The sequence below is a fragment of the Staphylococcus kloosii genome (genome assembly GCF_003019255.1).
Lineage (GTDB): Bacteria > Bacillota > Bacilli > Staphylococcales > Staphylococcaceae > Staphylococcus > Staphylococcus kloosii.
The window spans coordinates 375,612-395,393 of record NZ_CP027846.1 but is presented as its reverse complement, the minus strand read 5'-3'; the positions used below and the strand labels follow the sequence as shown (position 1 = coordinate 395,393).

Below are 19,782 nucleotides of genomic sequence, written 5' to 3'. Positions count from 1 at the left end.
GTTCTTATTGGGGAACGGGTGCTTATTATATTTATTAATATACTTCCTTTAAAAATAATCGAATTTGATTTACTGCTAGCCCTCTGTGACCTGCTTGGCAATGCCCGTCTCCACCATATGAAGAAGTGAAAATCGTACTTTTTATCAAATTAGCATTTGTTAATTTAGCAGCGAAATCCCCAAGTCTAGTAGTTGGGACATATTGGTCATTTTGTCCTACAAGCAAAAGTATATTTTGTTGAATATTAGGCAAGTCATTTTCAATTGAATAATTTTGTATTTCTTTTAACAATGCTTCATTCGAATCAACATGTAGCGTGTTTTTAGATTGATTAATTTTCCAATTAAATTCCTGACTTTGCGCTTTGAGTTCGTCAATTTTCTCATTAATTAAAGTTATTTTATTATCAGCTAACCACTCTAATAATTTAAAATAAACATCATCCATTTTATAAAACAGTGAATCTGATAACTGATAAAACATATCATAGCAAATGACATTTTTAATTCTTAAATCATAGGCAGCTGCCCTCATACATAGAAATCCACCCATTGATTGTCCGATAATCGTAGTATTTTCAATTCTAAAATAATCTAAAATAAATGACACAACTTGCTCCCATTTATAAGTTAAATATACATTTTGATTTAACATATGACCTTGTCCAGGGCCATCAAAAGCTATAATCGTATATCCTTCTTCGATTAGAGAACTATAAGAAAAACACCAATCTTCAATATAAGAATCAAAGCCACCATGAATAATAATCGTGTTATTAAAATCAACAGGCTCTTCTTTTGCTAAAATTATAATTGGTAATTGTGCATTTGAAAAATTTAAATATTGTTTCTTATAAAAATAGTTCACTTCAATACTTTTATAAAAGTTCACTGTAAACAATTCATAAAGCGTATTTTTTTCATCACTATTTTCTAAATAAAATCCTGCCAATCTATAAAATATTGTTGCTAATTTATAATTTTTATTATTACATGCTTTATCGCCTGCTTCTCGCCACACAGACCACCACTGTTGGTCTGAATTAACATTTTCCATCAATGATTCAACATATTTATCGAGACTTAAATCATTTAAATTTCCAACAAACCGATTTAACTGTAAATTATATTGTTTATTTTGCGTATATTTTTTCATTTGAGCCCCTCCCTAACTTTATTATCGACTCAAAAAAAATTTAAGTGAAGATACTTTATAGCGTTTTCGTTTTAAAATGAAACGATTTGCCCATTTTGACTGTTTAGTATTCCAACCTTTCGCTTTAAACTTTTCATATAATAATTCAAGGAGTGATATATTGGTTAGAGTAAAAAGCAATACTTTTCTTAGGGTATTAAAATATTTTACTATTATATTAAATACATTTATATTATCTCTAACGTTAACTTTATTTAACGGAGGTATAGCCCATTTTAGTTTAATACAATGGTTAGAATCATGGTTAGTTGCTTTTATCACGATCAATATCGTAAATATGATAATTCCTAATATCACAAGTTTTATATGCAATAAAACCATGGAAGTTACTGAAGAGAAAGAAGGTCATTAACTATTAATATAACTAAAAAGCATATTTTATTAACTAGTATTGATATCTTAAAAAACGAAAAAATTACTGATGTCACGATTAATGACTTTTGTAAGGCCAGTGATATTCATAAGTCTACGTTCTATAGACATTTCGACAATAAATATGATTTACTTACCGCAATAATAGTATATTTAATTAGCCTTGAATTTGAAGAAAGTGATTCATTTGTAGAACAATTCACATTGTTTTTATGTAACAACAAAAAATTACTACAACACATTTCTCCATTAAAACAAGACAATAAAAATACATTTAATACTATGGAACAAGTACTTATTGAAAGTATTGACCAAGTAATCAATAAAGAACAAAACTCAAATAGATTAACGCCGTTTATTTTAAAAGCACAGAACAATGAAGGCCTACGTTATGTGTTGATGGGGATGATTATTGGCGTATTGAAATATTGTCATAAAAATAACTTTAATGTTGAAGTTACTCAACTGCAAGAAATGATGTATTTCATTGAACAGTGATTTCATCATTTGGTCAATAGCACCATTACTCACTAAAAAAAGTAATTAAGCCGCTATTATTGGAAACAATAATAACGGCTTTTTGATGTCTTAATAAATTAACTTTTATCGAATTGAACATATAACTATGAAACTGACCATTATTAATTATAAATTCGATATGTTTGGCCAGTCTGCGCACCCTCTACACTTTTAATGTAAGCGTCAGCAACTTTATCTACTGGCACTGCTGTAAAGCCTTTGAAAAATTCACCATATTTATCTAATGCTTCTTCAACAACATTAGGGCTCACATTATTAATTCTTAAACCATTATTAAGTTCAATAGCTGCAGAAGTGACGAAACCAGTGATGCCACCATTTGCCATTGCTGCAGAACTACCTAATCTGATAGGATCATCCATCATAATGCCAGAAGTTAACGTAAAACTTCCATTGTTATTTAAATAATGTTGCCCTATTAACACAAGATTAATTTGGCCAAGTAATTTACTATTAATCGCAATTTGATTTTCTTCCACGCTAAGTTCCGGCACTGCAGTAAATGCGGCACCACCCGTCGCACTAATAACAGCATCAATATTACCTATATCTTCATACATTTTCTTAATACTATCAACGGACGTAATGTCTACTTGATAATCACCTGATTGACTACCTACTTTTATAACCTCATGTTGCTGTTCTAATTTTTCAACTACACGTTGCCCAATTGTACCAGTAGCACCTATAACAACTATTTTCATCTCAATTGCCCCTTTATAAATGGATTAATATTACTTGGTTTTAGCGTACCAAAGTTTCATTATAATAAAAATTGTAAGCTCTTCTACCATATAATACTTTTAAGATACATCTCACATACGTAAACATAAAAACTACAGTGTCAATTTATACACTGTAGTTCAAATTATATGCGTTATATTATTGTTCTACTTTGGACACTTCTACAGTAATCTCTCTATCTTTGAATACTTTTTGAGCAACCGATAATGCATTTAACACACGTGGGAAACCAGTATAGGGTATTAATTGTGTAATTGTTTCTACAATTTCTTCCGCTGTTATCCCAGAAGTTAAAGCTGTATTAATATGCAATTCTAATTGTGGCTCTGATCCTTGTGTTATAAGTGAAGCGACAGTTACTAAAGCACGTTGCTGATTTGTTAAACCACTACGTGAATATATCTCCCCATAAGCAAATTCAATGATATACCTTGAAACATCGGGCGCAATATATTTAAGTTCATCAGCTATTTTCAAATGTGTTGAACCCGTCGTTGCAGTGTACTCCATTAGCTTATCCATACCTTGTTGATATTTAGTTTGTTCCATAGCAAATCACTCCTATAATAATTTTTAACTTTGAAATTATTTTTCTTTGAACAATTACTACTATAGAAGCGTTTCAGATATTTGTTAAATATATAAATATCATAATTTCTATAACTAAAAGTTATAATTATTTAAATACCTTTCTCAGTTATATAATCTATAAGTGCTTGCGTTGCATATGAACGATACCTATCTTTTTTGACGATAAGACCCACTTCCCAGTATATATGTGGTTGTGTTATCGCCACTGACGTGATCTTATCGTGATCAATTTTACGATTTAATGACTCTGGAAAAAAAGTAATCCCCAAATTATTTTCTACCATATCTTTTATAAAATCCCATTGTGCACTTTGATACGCAATATTGGGCTTAAATCCGAAGTTATTACACTCTTGTATAATACGATCATACATCGTGAAATCTTCCGTGAATAAAATTGTCGATTCATTTTTAATATCTGGCAAACTAATTTCCGAACGTTGTGCTAAATGGTGTGACTTTTGCAAAAATAACATCAATCTATCTTTAGTCAATCTAAAGACATCAAATTTTGTTGCGTCTACCGGTAACATAGCAATACCACAATCTAGCTCACCCTCTTCGACAAGGCGCATAACTTTATTAGTACCCTCTTCTGTTAATTCCGTAGTTATATGAGGATATGCAGATGAAAAACCCTTTATCATACTAGGGAAAAACATGATACCAATTAACGAAGGTAAACCTATTTTTATATTGCCACTCTTTAGTGTACTATTATCATTTAAATTGGATGTTAAAGAACTTAATGTATCAAAGATTTTAATTCCGTGATTGTAGACAATTTCACCTGAATCAGTAAGTTTAACTCGCCTGTCAGAACGGTCTAATAGCTCCACATTCAATTCTGTTTCAAATGTTTTAATTGTCTTACTAAGTGCTGGTTGGGAAACGTGTAGCTGTTGTGAAGCTTTAGTAAAACTCCCTAGTTTAGCTACTGTCATAAAATAATTAAATTGACGAATTTCCAAGTCATTATCACCTTTCGTTATAACTTTAAGTTATAGATTTTATTATTAATATTCATTTTACTTATTTATAGAGTAGAAGTAAACTAAAGATGTAGAAAAAAAATGGAGGGGTTACAATGTTACAAGATAAAGTTACGATTATTTCAGGTTCTGCGAGTGGTATTGGTTTAGAAATCGCTACAGAATTTTTAAACCAAGGTGCAAAAGTAGTTTTCACGGACATCAATAAAGAAAAATTAGACGCCATGGTAAATTCCTTTAAAGATAAGGGCTTTGATTGTCATGCCGTTGTAGCAGACGTTTCTAATGAAGATAATGTCCAAAAGCTTGTCGACGAAACGATAAAACAATATGGACGTATCGATATTTTAGTTAATAATGCCGGTTTACAACACGTCTCAAATATTGAAGACTTCCCGACGGCTAAATTCAAGCAAATGATTGATATTATGTTAGTGGGTACATTTATTATGACGAAACACGTATTACCCATTATGAAAAAACAACAATTTGGGCGTATTTTAAATATGTCATCTATTAATGGCGTCATAGGATTTTCTGGGAAATCTGCTTATAATAGTGCAAAACATGGCATTATTGGCTTAACTAAAGTAACCGCATTAGAAACCGCAGAAGACGGTATTACAGTCAATGCAATATGTCCCGGTTATATTGATACACCGCTCGTTCGTGGTCAAATGGAAGATCTTGCTAAAACACGAAACGTGAGCGTCGACCAAGTGCTTGATGAAGTATTATTCCCTATGATTCCACAAAAGCGTCTTGTCGATATTCAAGAAGTGGCCGACTATTCAGTATTTATTGCCAGTGACAAAGCTAAAAGCGTAACTGGTCAAGCCATCCTTATTGATGGTGGTTACACAGCTCAATAATAAAAAAACTGTCTAAGTTTCGATTAAGAAATTTAGACAGTTTTTATGTGTATGTTTAATAATAGTTAAATGGCTTCGCTATTTAATTTAATCTTTTTCTTTATCATTTCCGGTATATTTCAATATCTGATTAGGTACTAAAAATTTAAATACCGTATTCTTTTCTTTCACCTTAATGATGCCCTGTTCTTTAGCTAATTTATGCGCTATGGCCGGTGCCGTCCAAATAACAGGCAGCATGATAATTGAAATAGGTACTGCCGTGATAATAATAAAGGATTGAATTGCATCAATACTGCCTTCTCCTATATTAATAAGAATGACAGAAATCGCACCCATTACAGCGACCCAAAATACTCTGACTAGTTTTGGTGGATCGCCTTCTCCAGTTACCGACATGGATATTGAATATGACATCGTATCTGCCGTTGTAATAACGAATATTAGCGTCAATAAAAGTAATGCTATGACTACTATAGTACCTAAAGGTAGATGATTCGCAATAGAAATAACAGCTGCAGGTAAACCATTTTTTTCTAAAGGATTACTAATAGTTCCAGACTGATGGCGTTCATAAAACAGACCGCTTCCACCTAAAATGGTAAACCAAATCTGAGAAACTAGGCCTGCTAAAATTGATACTAAAATAAAAATTTCTCGTATCGTTCTTCCTCTGGAAACGCGTGCTACTAACATGCCCATTAAAGGACCGTAACCTATAAACCAACCAAAGAAAAATAGCATCCATGCGCCTGCCCATTTATTATCTCCTCTAAACGTACTAATACTAATAAAATGTGTAATATAAGTCCCATAAGAAGACATAAATGTCTGTAAAATAAATAAGCCAGGTCCGATTAAAATAATAAATGCAGCTACACCAAGTGCTAACCACACGTTCAATTTACTTAAAAATTGAATTCCTTTATCGATCCCTGTTACAGCAGAGAAAGTGACTACTATAATTAAGCCAACAACTGATACTACTTGTGTAATAATGTTGTCTGGCACCCCAAAAATACTATGCAACCAATAACTAAATTGAAACCCAAAGAAGCCGATTGTTCCGATTGTTCCAGCTACTGCACCTAGAATACAAAATATATCTATCACAGATCCTAAGCCATTGCGTTCCAGTTTTTTACCAAATATTGGATACAACAACGTTCTTGGTAAAATTTTCATACCTTTATTGTAATGTGCATACATAATTATAATGCCACTAACTGCGCCATACACTGCCCATGCAGTATAACCCCATGAAGTAAAACTTTGTGCCATGGCTGCCGGTATTGCTTCGACACTCTTATTTTTTATGCTTGCATCCATCGTTGGTGGCACATCTATAAAGTAATACATAGGTTCGGCTGCAGCCCAAAAAATTGCGCCTGCACCTAAACCTGACGTAATAATTATTGCTGCCCATTTAAAATAGCCCATCTCTGGTTTAGATGTATTACCCAATCTAACGCGACCATATTTTGTTATGGATAAAAATAATCCTACCGCAAACGTAGCTAATAATAAAAATTGCCAAAAAGCACCGAAATACGTTATAGAATAATGAAACCCTTGTTGAATAAAATGCGAAGTGGCTTTAGTAAATAATGATGACATAATTACGAAAATGATAAGTACGCCACCACTTATAATAAATACTGGCCAATCTAGCTTGTCTTTCAACTTTCTGTGAATCATTTTGACACCTCAAATATTCCTTTATAATTTAATTGCTTATGCATATTGTTCCTAATTTTCTTCAACCTCAGCAAATTATGTTAACCAGTATATACTAATTACATCATTTTATATAGTAAATGCCGAAACAATATATAAAAATTGCTCACTTATAAAAAAATAAATTCATCTGTATATGCGATAAATTGAGGCGTTGCAACTATAATAATTTTTTGGTTATTTTTTTAAATCTATAAACCATTGTTTTCAATCTAAAAAAAAGTGGCTTAATCATATCTATTAAGTTTTTCAAAAATAAACTATAACTGTTAAATTTGTTCAATCACTTCACAGCTACCATCCGAACCATATCTATTTACATCTTTATTCCCAGGTTTAATGAGCACAAACAATGTATATAGCGTGATAACTCCACCAACTAATGTACCAACTGCACTAGCCATTATTGCTGCACCTATCAATCCAAAATTCCCAGAACTTGCAAGTGCTAGTACTGTGAGGATAAATGCCCCGGCTGCCATCGTTGTAATTAAACTGCTAAAATATGAAACAATGGCCAAAATCATAGTTCGATTTGTATCATGTAAACGTCGAACCATTACTGTAAACGCAGGAATAACAATAGCAATACCAAAAATAGTAGTTAATAAACCGCCAGAAATAGCTCCTAAAACTGAAGAAATTAAGAAGTTAATCCAAAAAGGATGCCAAAAATCTGAACGTTTGGATCTCCCATTTACGTCTATGTAGCGAACCCAAAAATCTTTGTAACTTTGTAAAATTTGGTTTTGTGAATTATTCATCATATTCTCCTAAACTTTAGTAGATTATGTAAATAATTATATACTAATTACAACTTTTTTAAATGGTAAATATAAACTTAGTTAATAATTAAATGTTTGTACACCTACATTTTATTTTAAAAAGACCTAACAAAACGCTATAGGTTTCTGTTAGGTCTTTTTATCATATTTATCTAGTTCCAAAATTCTTTAATCATTTGCGCATCTCTTTCGCCTTGTTCTTGGCCAAGTCTAGCCATTTCAGGTCTAATAGCAGTATTAACCGTATTGCCACCTAGTTCATTTAGTTTTTGTAAAACATCTTCACTTGGTGTGATTAATTTTACTTCTGCTCCACTATTTTGTAATTCTGCAATAGCATCATCAAGTTTATATGGTGTGACAATAGGAAGATTTGTAGCTAAAATCAATACTTTATTTGCACCTTTAGCTAAATCTGCATTTTCCATTGAATGACAACCACCATCGTAATATTTTTTACCGTCAATCGATGTAGCAGGCCATACGCCAGGTAGTGAACCGCTTGAAGCCATCGCTCTATAAATATCGACATTCGATGCCTTAGTGAACACGGCTCTTTTAGATTCTTGAGCATCTATAGCTGTAATCATCAAGTTTTGAGGCCAACTTTCTACTTTAATTCTATGTTTTAATCTATTTATATGTTCGCTTTCATCGAATTTATTTTCTTCGAGTGCAAACTCACTATAATTTTCAATCCATTCTTCAGAGTTATTAGATTTTTGAGCTATCTCGCTATATCTAGCTACCACTGCTTCCATATTTTGTTGAGGTGGTTCTTCATTAGATTTAGGCTCGATTTGCTCATTAAAAATTTCTTCCCAACTTTTAGTCGAAGTAATACCCGTAGCAGCTTGCGCTCCGCCAGAAGTCCCTATTACTAAGTCTGCATTTCTTATATCGATGCCTTCTTTTTCAAGTGCATATAAATAACCTAATTGCCAACCGATAGCTAGTGAACCGCCGCCGCCTAAAACAATTGCACCATTTAACATTTCGTTATTGTTATTCATATTTATTACTCCTTTTATTGTTAATTTTCATCTTTATAATATTTATCTGCATTTATAGACATTTGTTTCAAAACATCGAATGCTATCGCCTTGTCCTTATCGTCGATGCCTTCTGATATCATTAATTCCCAGTCACTTAAAAATTTCCAACTAATTTCTTTAAATTCCATAGCTTTTTCAGTGAGATATAAATTAAATGCCCGTTTATCATTTTCATTTCTAGATCTTGTTAAATATTCATTTTCTTCTAATGATTTAATAGCCCTAGTTACACTCGCTTTATCAATACCTATGTCTTCAACTATTTCTTCTTGTCTAATACCGTTCTCGATATATAAGGCCACTAGACACATCATTTGAATATAATTTATGCCATATGGTTTTAACTTTTCTGTTATATAGATATTTCCTCTTCTGTAAATCTTTGATGATAACTTTCCGATAAACTTTATATTCCTATATTCAAATTCCTTTTCATTCAAAGTAACACCTTCTTTAAATATATAGTTGACCAATCAACTATTAAAGCATACACTCATTTAGTTGATTCGTCAACTAAATTATTTTTATTTATCCTTTTTACATAGAATTTTTTATAGCGGTGATTAAAGTTAATATTCCCACATTAAAAAACTTAGCCATTCACAAAAAAGAGAGTCAATCCGTTACAATTTGGATTAACTCTCTTTTAATTTTGCCATTCGGTATATTGAGTCTACACTCTCTCATTCTCACAATTTTCCGAGATAAGGTACTAAATCCTGATAAATTAGTGCAAAGCACAAGGACGCTTCAGTTATTTTAATAAATGCGACAATTTTTAATAGCGATTTGTAGTTTTGCTTTAACTTAAGATATTTATCTATCAAACTCATGTCTAATAAACTACTATAATTAAGCACGCAAATTATTAATTATTATTACCCCACAAGAATTCTATTAGCTCATTGGCAACCTTACTATTTTCATGTAATTGGCTATGTTGTGCTTTTTGTCCTTCATATTTTGTCTCTTTATAACTTTTAGGACTATTTCCCAGTAAATATTTTAGAGATTTTGACGAACTATTCGATACGCGTCCATCAGAGTGCGTGCCGTCTTGTAAATCTCCATAAATATTTAATACTGAGATATGTTTGCCTTTATAAATTTCTTTTAGTTTAAGTAATTGTTGGTAAGGTTGATTCATGCGACTTGGTTTACCTTTTTTATCAACTGAAATTTCATTTACTTTTTCATTTAAATTCAACACGCCATTAAACGTGCCTGCTATGTTAACTTGTTTGTTTAATTGTGGCAATGAATGATCATCGCCATATAAATACATGTAGTTAGCAAAAGATAAATTCCCCATCGAGTGTCCTACGAAATTAAACTTTTTAATTTTATATTCGTCTTGTAATTTCACTAACACATTTTTAAACCACTTGGCATTTATGTCATAGTCACCTTGCTTATTATTTTCCAACACGACTTGAACGACAGGATTCGTTGCATTCTTTTTCAACTTACCTTTTAACTGAACTTGGCCATCATTACTCACTTCAGCCGTTATGACATTCTTTGTTGCACCCTTTTTCTTTGCTTGATTCACCATATATTTCTCTGAATTTAGTGTCCCTGCATAACCATGTAAAAATAGCGTTGGCGTTTGGCTCTGTATATATTTTGAATGTTGCGTATGTTTGTCACGTTCCTGATGTTTAGAATTAGATTGTTTTTTATTTATTCCTACTGTGATTAATGACACAATAACGATAATTGCTATTATACTTGCGCCTAAAATCCATAACTTCTTCACTGCGTTGACCTCAATTCTAAATATTTTGTGTTTATTATAAAGCAAGTGACTCAAAATTTCTTTTCTTAGCTTGTTTAAGTTAATTAAATCAAGAAAGACGCCAAATTTTATGTTTGCTAAAACTAATTACGATAACTAAAATTATGATAAGTATAAATGCTAGTTATATTGTTAAATGGAGTGTTATATATGAAAAACAACATCGAACAATTAAAAGATATTATTGATAATTCTAATAAAATCACATTTTTCACAGGAGCGGGAATATCTGTAGCAAGTGGCATTCCAGACTTTCGCTCTATGGGTGGCCTTTTTGATGAGATTTCAAAAGATGGCTATTCTCCTGAATATTTATTAAGTGCGGACTATTTACAAGATGATCCAACAGGATTTATGAATTTCTGTCATAAACGTTTACTATATACTGATAAACAGCCTAATAATGTACATCAATGGATTGCTTATCTAGAAAAAAACAATCAATCTCTAGGCGTCATTACGCAAAATATCGATGGGCTCCATTCAGTTGCCGGTAGTGAAAAAGTCGACGAATTACATGGTACGTTAAATCATTTTTATTGTATTAATTGTCACAAAGACTACTCACAATCCTATGTCATTAGTAATGATTTACGTCATTGTGAAGCATGTGGTAGTGCTATTAGACCTGATATTGTACTTTACGGGGAAATGCTTAACCAAGAAACCATAGTTAATGCCCTAAATAAAATACAACTAGCCGATACGCTAGTCGTACTTGGATCGTCACTTGTAGTCCAACCAGCAGCAGGACTTATTTCAAATTTCGAAGGCCAAAACCTCATTATAATTAATAAAGAGCCAACACCTTACGATAGAGATGCAGACTTAGTTTTCCATGAAGACATGGTTAGTGTAATTAATGAATTAAACAAGTAAAATTTCAAAGTTCCCTTTTTAATTGTAATTTTTTAAATTAATTGTGATAATGCACAATATTTTGTGTATAATAATAATTAAAAGATTTAATTATTTACCAAGGGGGATTTTTTGTGAAATTAAAATATGTGGCTGCTAGTGCACTCATAGCTTCAGTTGTTTTATCGGCGTGTGATATTAATATTAATACGGGATCAAGCAATGATTCCAAAAGCTCAAAAGAAGACTCTTCTTCTAGCGATAACAAGAAAAATAATAACAACCAATCATCTAATAGTAATCATCATAGCGAAAGCACAGATTCTAATGAACACTATGCTAAAGTTTGGGTTTCAGTTATAGAAGACAGTGGTGGCAGTGTAGACCCTTCCAATACTGAAATTGGCCATGAAGATGTATCCGGTAAAGCGCTAAACCCATATAATAAAAGTGCTTCAGCAAAATTCCCTAGTGGTACACAATTACTATCAGGTACACCAACGGCAGCTGGACAAGTAGTGTATCAAGATAACAATGATGGCACAGTGACAGTTTACAGCGTTCCAAGTCATTTCCAAGATAAAGGGTGGGATGAAGATGGTTATACAGAACGTGAGTCTAACCGTATCCTAAACAACCCTAAAACGGTTAAACTTCAAGACCTGTCACAAAGTACAATCAACTCTTGGACAAATGTTATTTCAGAAACAAGTGGCTATGGCGATATGGGTAGTACCGATAGTGATAGCGATGACAGCGGTGAAAAAGTAACGAGAGATAATGTTATCGATAAAGTGGAAGACTATGAAGGACATACTTTAGATACTTCTACATATAAATATAAAGAGCCTGAGCAAAATGAAGATGGAGAATGGGGATTCTCCTTTACCGATAAAGACGGCGACCTTGCAGGTTCATATATTGTAGATAAAGATGGCGATGTCACTAAATATGACGAAAACGGCGATCCTGAATAACATCATAATTTAATAACTACAAAACAACCTCCTGACTCACTTTGCTTTAGTGACAGGAGGTTTATTAATTATTGTACTTCTTTAGCTAATGGGATTGATGCTTGGGCACCACTACGCTGTACTGTAACTGATGCTGCTTTATTTGCATAATCGATAGCTTCAGTTAAATTTAAGTCATTCATATTAAACTTGCTGACAAATGCACCGATAAATGTGTCACCTGCTGCAGTTGTGTCTATCGCATTGACTTTATATGCTTCGACAAATCCAGAATCATCTTTTACAGCATAATAAGTTCCCTGCTCACCTATCGTAATAATGACTACCTTTATGCCTAATTCTAAAAAGTACTTCGCATTTTGTTCCATAGATGCTTTATCATCAACAGAAATACCTGATAATATTGCGGCTTCAAATTCATTAGGGATAATCACATCGGTTAACGCTAATAATGTTTCTGGTAAAGTTTCTGCAGGTGCTGGATTTAATATCGTCGTAACGCCAGCTTCTCTAGCAATTTTAAAAGCTTGGATTATCGCATCCACAGGAACCTCTAATTGAGCAACGACATAATCTGATTGTGCAATCTCGTCTTTTGCCGTATTTACGTCTTCCGGTGTTATAGCCATATTAGCTCCACCGTATACATATATCGTGTTATGACCTTCAGCATCAACCGTGATAAAAGCTTGCCCTGTGTCGGCTGTGTCAGATTTTGAAATATATTGCGTATTAATGCCAGCTTCTTTGAAATCATCAAACATAAAGTTAGCTAAATCATCTTTACCTACTTTAGAAATAAAGGTAGTTTGTGCGTTCAATCGCGCTGAAGCTATCGCTTGGTTAGCACCTTTTCCTCCGCCAAAGGCTTTCTGTGCATTATCAACATGTAACGTTTCTCCCGGTTTTGCATAACGTTCAACTGACAAAAATTGATCCACATTTGTTGACCCTAAAACGACTACTTTATTTGTCATAACTAATTCTCTCCCTTGATTTTAAAATGTAACGTTAGATTCTAAAATAATATTTGAAAATGGTGTGATTTCTCCAGTACGTATATTTCCTTTATTCAATGGATGGCTAAGATATTCTTTCATTGTTGAATGTGGAATAAATTCAATTTCAACATCATCTTCGATTAATGCTTTAATTTGTTTTAATTGTTGCGCATTTTGAGTTTTAATTTCTTCGGCTAAATAAATTTTTTGTATTTTCATTTCTGCTAAAACAGTTTTCAGTACATCTATAAACAATGGTAATTCTTTAGTCACTGCTAAATCAATTCTTCTGTCATCATTAGGTATTGGCATACCTGCGTCGTTAATTGTTAATAAATCAAAATGACCAATTGTAGCAATTGCTTTGGATACATTACTGTTAAGCATTTCTGTTTTTTTCATAGTTATCGCTCCTACATATTATTTAATAAATACAGTCACTGTTGCTGCTACTAAGATAAGGACTAAGCCAATGATAGTTATAACCATTTCTTTTGAAGTTTTGCGTTGGTTTAAGAAATAGATACCAGTTAGTGTTGCTAACACGACTGAAGTTTGAGAAAGTACGAAACCAGTAGCTAAACCATTCATATCTGGTTGCGCTGAAATTAAATAAGTTAATGCTGCAAATGCAAAGAAGAAACCTGAAATAATTTGCAACCATGTAATCTTATTAGTAAAAGCATTTTCTTTTTTCATATTAATTAAGCCATAAACAACCGCTACGATAACCATACCGATAGCCTGTGGTAAGAATGCTGCTTTACCACCAATATCAGTCGCTTGAGGCGCTGCAGAGTATAACCAGTAACCAATTTCCCCAATTAGTAAAATAACGACTGCTTTTCTCAAGTAATTATTGCTCGTCGCTTCGGATTTTTCACTCCATACCGTCATACGTGCACCAATTAAAATAACGATTAAAGCACTAAAACCAATAATTTTATGAGAAATTCCAGGCCAATTTCCTAAAGCAAAGACGCCCCAAAGAGAAGCACCTAATAATTGGAAAGCTGTCGTTACTGGCATCGCTCTTGAAGATCCTATATACTCAAAAGCTTTAAAAGTCATAATTTGACCAAAGCTCCATCCAGCACCAGATAATATTGCAAAAAATAAATCCATTCCCGTTGGAAAGCTATGTCCTGTAGATAAATAAAAGACACCAGCAAAAATTAAAGTTCCTATCGTTGTTCCGATAATTTGATTTACAGGTTTACCACCGAATTTTGAAGCAATGGTAGGAAATAGTCCCCAACCTATTAATGGTCCTAATCCAATCATTAATGCTACTACGTTCATTTTTTACACCTCTCCATATTTAGTAAAAATATTTTTTATAATTAAGTAAAACGTTTTACTAAAATATAACACTTCTTTCTGAAAATGTATACGCTTTCTTTTTAAATTTTTATATATAAAAAGCCCTAAAAGTTAAATTAACTTTCAGGGCAATGCTTATTTGAGGCTTTGTGTAGTTTCTCGTACTATTAATTGAGTAGGTAATTCAATTTTCTCTGTTTTACTACTTAGTCCATCTACTTTTTCAAGTATAAGTTTTAATGCAACCTTACCAATGTCATCCATAGGTTGGGCAATTGTAGTTAGAGCTGGGTTCATATATTGAGCAAAATCAATATCATCATAACCAATTATTGATATATCACCAGGAATTGACAATCCATTATCGATTAATGCACGTATGGCACCAATAGCAATTTCATCATTTATGGCGAAAACACCAGTCACTTCATCGTTAATTAGTTGATTGGCAGCATTTTTACCACCAAGTTTTGATAATTCTGTATCTATTTTTTTAGGAATAGAAATATTATGCATACCACAATACTGCTCAAATCCATTAATTCTGTCTTTCATGTTAGCCATCAATTCATAAGGTTGTATAATTGCAAGGTTAGTGTGACCGCAGTCTATTAAATGCTTTGCGGCTGACTGTCCACCTTCATGTTCATTCGTTCTAATAATATCCGTAAAACCATTGTCCTCACTTTGGTCTAACACTACATACGGCACTTTATGTTTAGTTAAATATGCGTTTAAACTTTCCGGTTCGTCTATGAAACGACCTATAACCAAACCGTCTACCCCATGTTCTACTAAATGCTTAATATTTTCTTCTAGCCCTTTATTAATGGTCGTTAAAAATATAATCTCGACATCATCCGGCTTATGTTGATCCATACTTTGCATAATCGTAGAAAAGAACGGATTCGTTAAACTTGGCAACAATACGCCAATTAATTTCGTTTTGATTCCACGCAATTGTTGTGCATTTTTATTCGGTATGTAACCTAAGCGCTCCCTGGCATCTAACACCTTTTTTATTGTAGCCTGCGAAAAACGTTGCTTATTATCATTTAATATATGCGAAACAGCAGTCACCGACACGCCCGCTTCCCCAGCTACATCTTTTATAGAGACTTTTTTCATGATTCATTACCCCTTGCATTGCTAAACATGTTTTAATAATAAGTTTATCACATTATCGTTACGAACCAATGTATATGTATACAATAAAATAGCTAAATGTATAAACCTACACCAATTGTAGATGCAGGTCGCGAGTATATACTTCATTTACTTTGAATCAAGTATAGCTTAATTTAAAAAATAGTTATACGCTACTTATCTATCAAGATGTCTATATAAAGTAGCTCTACTTATATTTGTTTTTTTCTTTATTTCGTCTAAGGTGAACTTTTTACTCATATACATATCGACGGCTTCCTTAAGGTTCTTATCATCACGTTTTGGTCTACCAACTTTATTGCCTTTCATTGTATAATCTTCGATACCTAAACGCGTTCTAAATTTAACAATGTCGCGTTGAAATTCAACTATGTGATGTAGTGTATCTATGAATGACTCATTATAAGAACTCGAAATCTCCTTATCTAAGTTAATGACGTGCAGACTAATGTTGTTGGCTAAAAGGTAATCTAATACTTCCGTTAAATGTTTCGTAGAATCTGCAAGAATACATAAATCAGTCACGTATAATACGTCTTCAGGTTGTAAAATTGAATCCAATAATTCATTTAATTTAGCTCTATTTTTATTTTTAGCATGATTTTCTTCATGGATATTGTTTGTATGTAAAGATAATTTTTCTGCCTGTTCTTCTAGGCTGTCATTTATCGTGACAGGCCTGATATAACCATATTTCATCGCCTTACACCACCTTTGCTAGAATTATATCATATAGTATCAAAAAGGGGTGTTAATATGAAACTATTGTGATATACTTTGTTAGATGTTTTTTGAGAGGAGTATGGATTATGCTAGAAAAGCTAAAATTTGAATGGTTTAACCAGCCAGGAAAAAATATACTTGCAGGGACAGTCGTAGCTTTAGCTTTAATACCTGAAGCCATCGCATTCTCTATTATTGCTGGGGTAGATCCTATGATCGGTCTATATGCGGCCTTTATTATTGCAAGTGTAACCGCAATTGTTGGTGGCAGACCGGCTATGATTTCAGGTGCCGCTGGTGCAGTTGCTTTAATAGTGACACCATTAGTTAAAGCATATGGTGTAGAATATTTATTTGCTGCTACAATTTTAATGGGGTTAATACAATTATTGTTAGGCGTACTCAAAGTTGGCCGACTAATGAAATTCATTCCTCGCTCAGTAATGATTGGTTTCGTAAATGCATTAGGCATCATGATATTTATGTCTCAAATTGAACATATCTTTGGTATTTCTATTGCTACCTATATTTATGTGCTTGTTACATTACTTATCGTGTACATCGTTCCAAAATTTTTCAAAGCAATTCCAGCACCTTTAATAGCTATAATTATATTGACGGCTATTTATATGTACACAGGTGCTAACGTTAGAACTGTTGGTGATTTAGGAACTATTAAACAAACATTTCCTCACTTTTTAATACCTAATGTACCTTTTAATTTGGAAACATTTAAAATCATCTTCCCTTATTCATTATCGATGGCTATCGTCGGTCTCGTTGAAAGTTTATTAACTGCCAAAATCGTTGATCACGCAACGAACACTTATAGTAGTAAAAACAGAGAATCTCGTGGTCAGGGTATCGCTAATATTGTTACCGGCTTCTTTGGCGGTATGGGTGGCTGTGCAATGATTGGACAGTCCGTTATTAATGTTAAATCAGGGGCTAATAGTAGACTATCTACCTTTACAGCAGGCGTATTACTTATTTTTATGATTATCGTGCTTGGTGACCTCGTTGTCCAAATACCTATGCCTATATTAGCTGGTATTATGGTGATGGTCTCTATTGGTACAATCGATTGGAAATCATTTAAATTTATTAAAAATGCACCAAAGACAGACGCCGTAGTCATGATATTAACAGTTATTATTGTTTTAATGACACATAATCTAGCAATTGGTGTAGTTGTAGGCGTAATATTTAGCGCATTGTTCTTTGCTACTAAAATATCGAAAGTTCATATCGATTATGAGGACTTAGGTGCAATGAAACGTTTTTCTTTCGATGGTCAAATATTCTTCGTATCCATCGATTCTATAATGAATCACCTTGATTTCAATATAAGTAATAGTATTGTAGAGTTAGATTTCTCGAAAGCTCATTTATGGGATGATTCAGCCGTAGATGCTATAGACACCATCGTAGAAAAATTTGAAAACGGTAATAATACCGTTTATGTTAAAAACTTAAATTCAGATAGCCATAAAATCATCTCAGAATTAAGTAAATTGAACGAAAATCATTTAACTTAATAAGTATTGTGTTTATAAACGTGGATTGCATTCATTAATATTTAAAAAGTCACAAACGATTAGTTTGTGACTTTTTTGTTACTTAGAAACACTATAATTTATAATCTATTATCGACTTTTAATTTTTTTCTCATGCTCACTCAACCCCAAGTGCCCTTTTAACGTTACGTGTTCATAATCTTTTCTAAAGACACCACGCTCTTGTAAAACTGGGATGACGAGATCAATGAACTTTTCAAATAAATCAGGATATGTAGGTGGCATTAATGTAAAGCCATCACACGCACCTTCCTCGAACCATTCAATCATTTCGTCGGCAACCATATCAGGTGTACCTACAATCGTTTTATGCCCTACCCATGTTGAGAAACGTTCGAGTAATTCCCTCAATGTTAATTCTTCAGTTTCAACAGCATTTCTCACGGCAATATAAACTGATTTTATGATTTTTTGTTGTACTTCTTCATAAGGTGGTAAATTAGGAACGCGTTCATCCATTTTCCAATTAGTAATATCTCGTCCTATCGCTTTGGATAAACGTTTTTTCCTATTCTCTAATGAAACAAATTGATCCAGCTCTTGTTTTAAAGCATATGCTTTATCATATGTCTCATCGACATAAACGGTTAAACCGGGTAACACAAGCGGTGCAGTACGTTCTTCTTTGATTGCACGCAAATGCATATCTTCTCTAAAATCCTGTGCATCTTTCATATTCCACGCAATCGAGAACACCCCTTCAACGTGACGTGCTGCTATGTCTCTACCTGGCATAGACGTCCCCGCTTGAAATAACATTGGTCTCCCATATTCAGATGTAGGTATATTAATTGCACCATTCACTTGGAAATGTTCGCCAGTATGCTTAATTGCCTTTATTTGATTACTATCCAAACCGATACCAGCTTCTTTGTCATTAATAATTGCACCCGTATTAAAAGACCCCCACAATTTTTTCATAACTGTAATAAATTCGTTTGCACGGTGATATCTTTCTTCAAGTGGTGGTAACTTATCCATGGAAAAATTTTGAGCTTCTACATCGAATTGTGATGTAACAATGTTAGCACCAATACGCCCTTGAGATATTTGATTCAAACTCGATAACATTCGTGCAGCTAAATAGGGTTCATAAAAAGACGATGAAATCGTCGCCACTAGACCAATATTTTTTGTTTCTCGAGAAATTGCAGCTAAAGCAGTTATTGGTTCAAAATAATAGGAAATTTGTCCTGTACCTTCTTCTGAGATATATTGACCATCACCCAAAAAGAAAGCATCTAACTTAGCTCGTTCAGCTAATTTAGCCATCCTTATTTGAAAATCAATACTCCCGAGCTCTTCAACGTGAGAATTGGGCAGACGCCATGAATCTGGATGAAGACCTGTACTATAAACTAAAGCTGTTAAATGCATTTCTCTCGACATTTTGTTCCCTCATTTCGTCAATTATAATATTGATTAACAAGAGTATAACAAAACAATTAAACTTT

At 33.0% G+C, this 19,782-nt stretch carries 20 protein-coding genes and 1 pseudogene; 6 read left to right on the top strand and 15 right to left on the bottom strand.

Annotation, left to right across the window (positions count from 1 at the left end):
- Nucleotides 1–34 precede the first annotated feature (34 nt).
- The gene (locus C7J89_RS01985; protein ID WP_103294726.1) at nt 35–1,156 is read right to left on the bottom strand and encodes an alpha/beta fold hydrolase; all 1,122 of its coding nucleotides are present in this window, start codon (nt 1,154–1,156) and stop codon (nt 35–37) included.
- A 414-nt stretch (nt 1,157–1,570) separates the two neighbouring features.
- On the opposite strand from C7J89_RS01985, the pseudogene C7J89_RS13550 reads away from it, so the two are divergent.
- Nucleotides 1,571–1,720: pseudogene (locus C7J89_RS13550) on the top strand (TetR/AcrR family transcriptional regulator); the annotation flags it as partial.
- 72 nt (nt 1,721–1,792) lie between these two features.
- The gene (locus C7J89_RS13385; protein ID WP_229348903.1) at nt 1,793–2,086 is read left to right on the top strand and encodes a hypothetical protein; all 294 of its coding nucleotides are present in this window, start codon (nt 1,793–1,795) and stop codon (nt 2,084–2,086) included.
- Nucleotides 2,087–2,229: 143 nt separating this feature from the next.
- Here C7J89_RS13385 and C7J89_RS01970 read toward each other — a convergent pair whose 3' ends face one another.
- From C7J89_RS01970 to C7J89_RS01960, 3 genes are all read right to left on the bottom strand, one after another.
- Entirely contained in the window at nt 2,230–2,832 is a 603-nt protein-coding gene (locus C7J89_RS01970; protein ID WP_103294728.1) for a short chain dehydrogenase, read from the bottom strand.
- Nucleotides 2,833–3,010: 178 nt separating this feature from the next.
- Nucleotides 3,011–3,421, bottom strand: a complete 411-nt coding sequence (locus tag C7J89_RS01965; RefSeq protein ID WP_103294729.1) for a carboxymuconolactone decarboxylase family protein — start codon at nt 3,419–3,421, stop codon at nt 3,011–3,013.
- Between the two features lie 131 nt (nt 3,422–3,552).
- Nucleotides 3,553–4,434, bottom strand: a complete 882-nt coding sequence (locus C7J89_RS01960; protein ID WP_103294730.1) for a LysR family transcriptional regulator — start codon at nt 4,432–4,434, stop codon at nt 3,553–3,555.
- A gap of 116 nt (nt 4,435–4,550) precedes the next feature.
- On the opposite strand from C7J89_RS01960, the gene C7J89_RS01955 reads away from it, so the two are divergent.
- The gene (locus C7J89_RS01955) at nt 4,551–5,327 is read left to right on the top strand and encodes a 3-hydroxybutyrate dehydrogenase (protein WP_103294731.1); all 777 of its coding nucleotides are present in this window, start codon (nt 4,551–4,553) and stop codon (nt 5,325–5,327) included.
- Between the two features lie 87 nt (nt 5,328–5,414).
- On the opposite strand, the gene C7J89_RS01950 is transcribed toward C7J89_RS01955, so the two are convergent.
- The 5 genes from C7J89_RS01950 to C7J89_RS01930 all read right to left on the bottom strand — a co-directional run bounded on the left by C7J89_RS01950 (nt 5,415) and on the right by C7J89_RS01930 (nt 10,663).
- Nucleotides 5,415–7,025 carry a BCCT family transporter gene (locus C7J89_RS01950; protein WP_103294732.1) on the bottom strand — a complete coding sequence of 537 codons (1,611 nt, stop codon included), beginning with the start codon at nt 7,023–7,025 and terminating at the stop codon, nt 5,415–5,417.
- 308 nt (nt 7,026–7,333) lie between these two features.
- A complete protein-coding gene (locus tag C7J89_RS01945; RefSeq protein ID WP_103294733.1) occupies nt 7,334–7,828 on the bottom strand; it encodes a DUF805 domain-containing protein in 495 nt (164 codons plus the stop codon).
- Between the two features lie 173 nt (nt 7,829–8,001).
- Nucleotides 8,002–8,862 (bottom strand): patatin-like phospholipase family protein, encoded by an 861-nt coding sequence (locus tag C7J89_RS01940; RefSeq protein WP_172458997.1) that lies wholly within the window; start codon nt 8,860–8,862, stop codon nt 8,002–8,004.
- A 20-nt stretch (nt 8,863–8,882) separates the two neighbouring features.
- Nucleotides 8,883–9,344 (bottom strand): MarR family winged helix-turn-helix transcriptional regulator, encoded by a 462-nt coding sequence (locus C7J89_RS01935; protein ID WP_103294734.1) that lies wholly within the window; start codon nt 9,342–9,344, stop codon nt 8,883–8,885.
- A gap of 428 nt (nt 9,345–9,772) precedes the next feature.
- Complete coding sequence (locus C7J89_RS01930) at nt 9,773–10,663, bottom strand: alpha/beta hydrolase (RefSeq protein WP_103294735.1); 891 nt, start codon at nt 10,661–10,663, stop codon at nt 9,773–9,775.
- Between the two features lie 189 nt (nt 10,664–10,852).
- Here C7J89_RS01930 and C7J89_RS01925 point away from each other — a divergent pair, with 189 nt between their 5' ends.
- Both C7J89_RS01925 and C7J89_RS01920 read left to right on the top strand, forming a co-directional pair.
- Nucleotides 10,853–11,581: an NAD-dependent protein deacylase gene (locus C7J89_RS01925; protein WP_103294736.1), complete on the top strand. Its 729-nt coding sequence runs from the start codon at nt 10,853–10,855 to the stop codon at nt 11,579–11,581.
- A gap of 113 nt (nt 11,582–11,694) precedes the next feature.
- Nucleotides 11,695–12,537: a hypothetical protein gene (locus C7J89_RS01920; RefSeq protein ID WP_103294737.1), complete on the top strand. Its 843-nt coding sequence runs from the start codon at nt 11,695–11,697 to the stop codon at nt 12,535–12,537.
- Nucleotides 12,538–12,605: 68 nt separating this feature from the next.
- On the opposite strand, the gene rbsK is transcribed toward C7J89_RS01920, so the two are convergent.
- The 5 genes from rbsK to C7J89_RS01895 all read right to left on the bottom strand — a co-directional run bounded on the left by rbsK (nt 12,606) and on the right by C7J89_RS01895 (nt 16,727).
- The gene (gene rbsK / locus C7J89_RS01915; RefSeq protein ID WP_103294738.1) at nt 12,606–13,514 is read right to left on the bottom strand and encodes a ribokinase; all 909 of its coding nucleotides are present in this window, start codon (nt 13,512–13,514) and stop codon (nt 12,606–12,608) included.
- Between the two features lie 21 nt (nt 13,515–13,535).
- The gene (gene rbsD, locus C7J89_RS01910) at nt 13,536–13,940 is read right to left on the bottom strand and encodes a D-ribose pyranase (RefSeq protein WP_048794277.1); all 405 of its coding nucleotides are present in this window, start codon (nt 13,938–13,940) and stop codon (nt 13,536–13,538) included.
- A gap of 18 nt (nt 13,941–13,958) precedes the next feature.
- Entirely contained in the window at nt 13,959–14,840 is an 882-nt protein-coding gene (gene rbsU / locus C7J89_RS01905; RefSeq protein WP_103294739.1) for a ribose/proton symporter RbsU, read from the bottom strand.
- A gap of 156 nt (nt 14,841–14,996) precedes the next feature.
- Nucleotides 14,997–15,989 carry a ribose utilization transcriptional repressor RbsR gene (rbsR, locus tag C7J89_RS01900; protein ID WP_103294740.1) on the bottom strand — a complete coding sequence of 331 codons (993 nt, stop codon included), beginning with the start codon at nt 15,987–15,989 and terminating at the stop codon, nt 14,997–14,999.
- Nucleotides 15,990–16,184: 195 nt separating this feature from the next.
- A complete protein-coding gene (locus tag C7J89_RS01895) occupies nt 16,185–16,727 on the bottom strand; it encodes a recombinase family protein (RefSeq protein ID WP_170066437.1) in 543 nt (180 codons plus the stop codon).
- A 110-nt stretch (nt 16,728–16,837) separates the two neighbouring features.
- Between C7J89_RS01895 and C7J89_RS01890 the strand changes: the two genes are divergently transcribed.
- A complete protein-coding gene (locus C7J89_RS01890) occupies nt 16,838–18,289 on the top strand; it encodes a SulP family inorganic anion transporter (protein ID WP_103294741.1) in 1,452 nt (483 codons plus the stop codon).
- Between the two features lie 108 nt (nt 18,290–18,397).
- Here the strand turns inward: C7J89_RS01890 and C7J89_RS01885 are convergent, their stop codons facing one another.
- Entirely contained in the window at nt 18,398–19,717 is a 1,320-nt protein-coding gene (locus C7J89_RS01885) for an NtaA/DmoA family FMN-dependent monooxygenase (RefSeq protein ID WP_103294742.1), read from the bottom strand.
- Between the last annotated feature and the right edge of the window lie 65 nt (nt 19,718–19,782).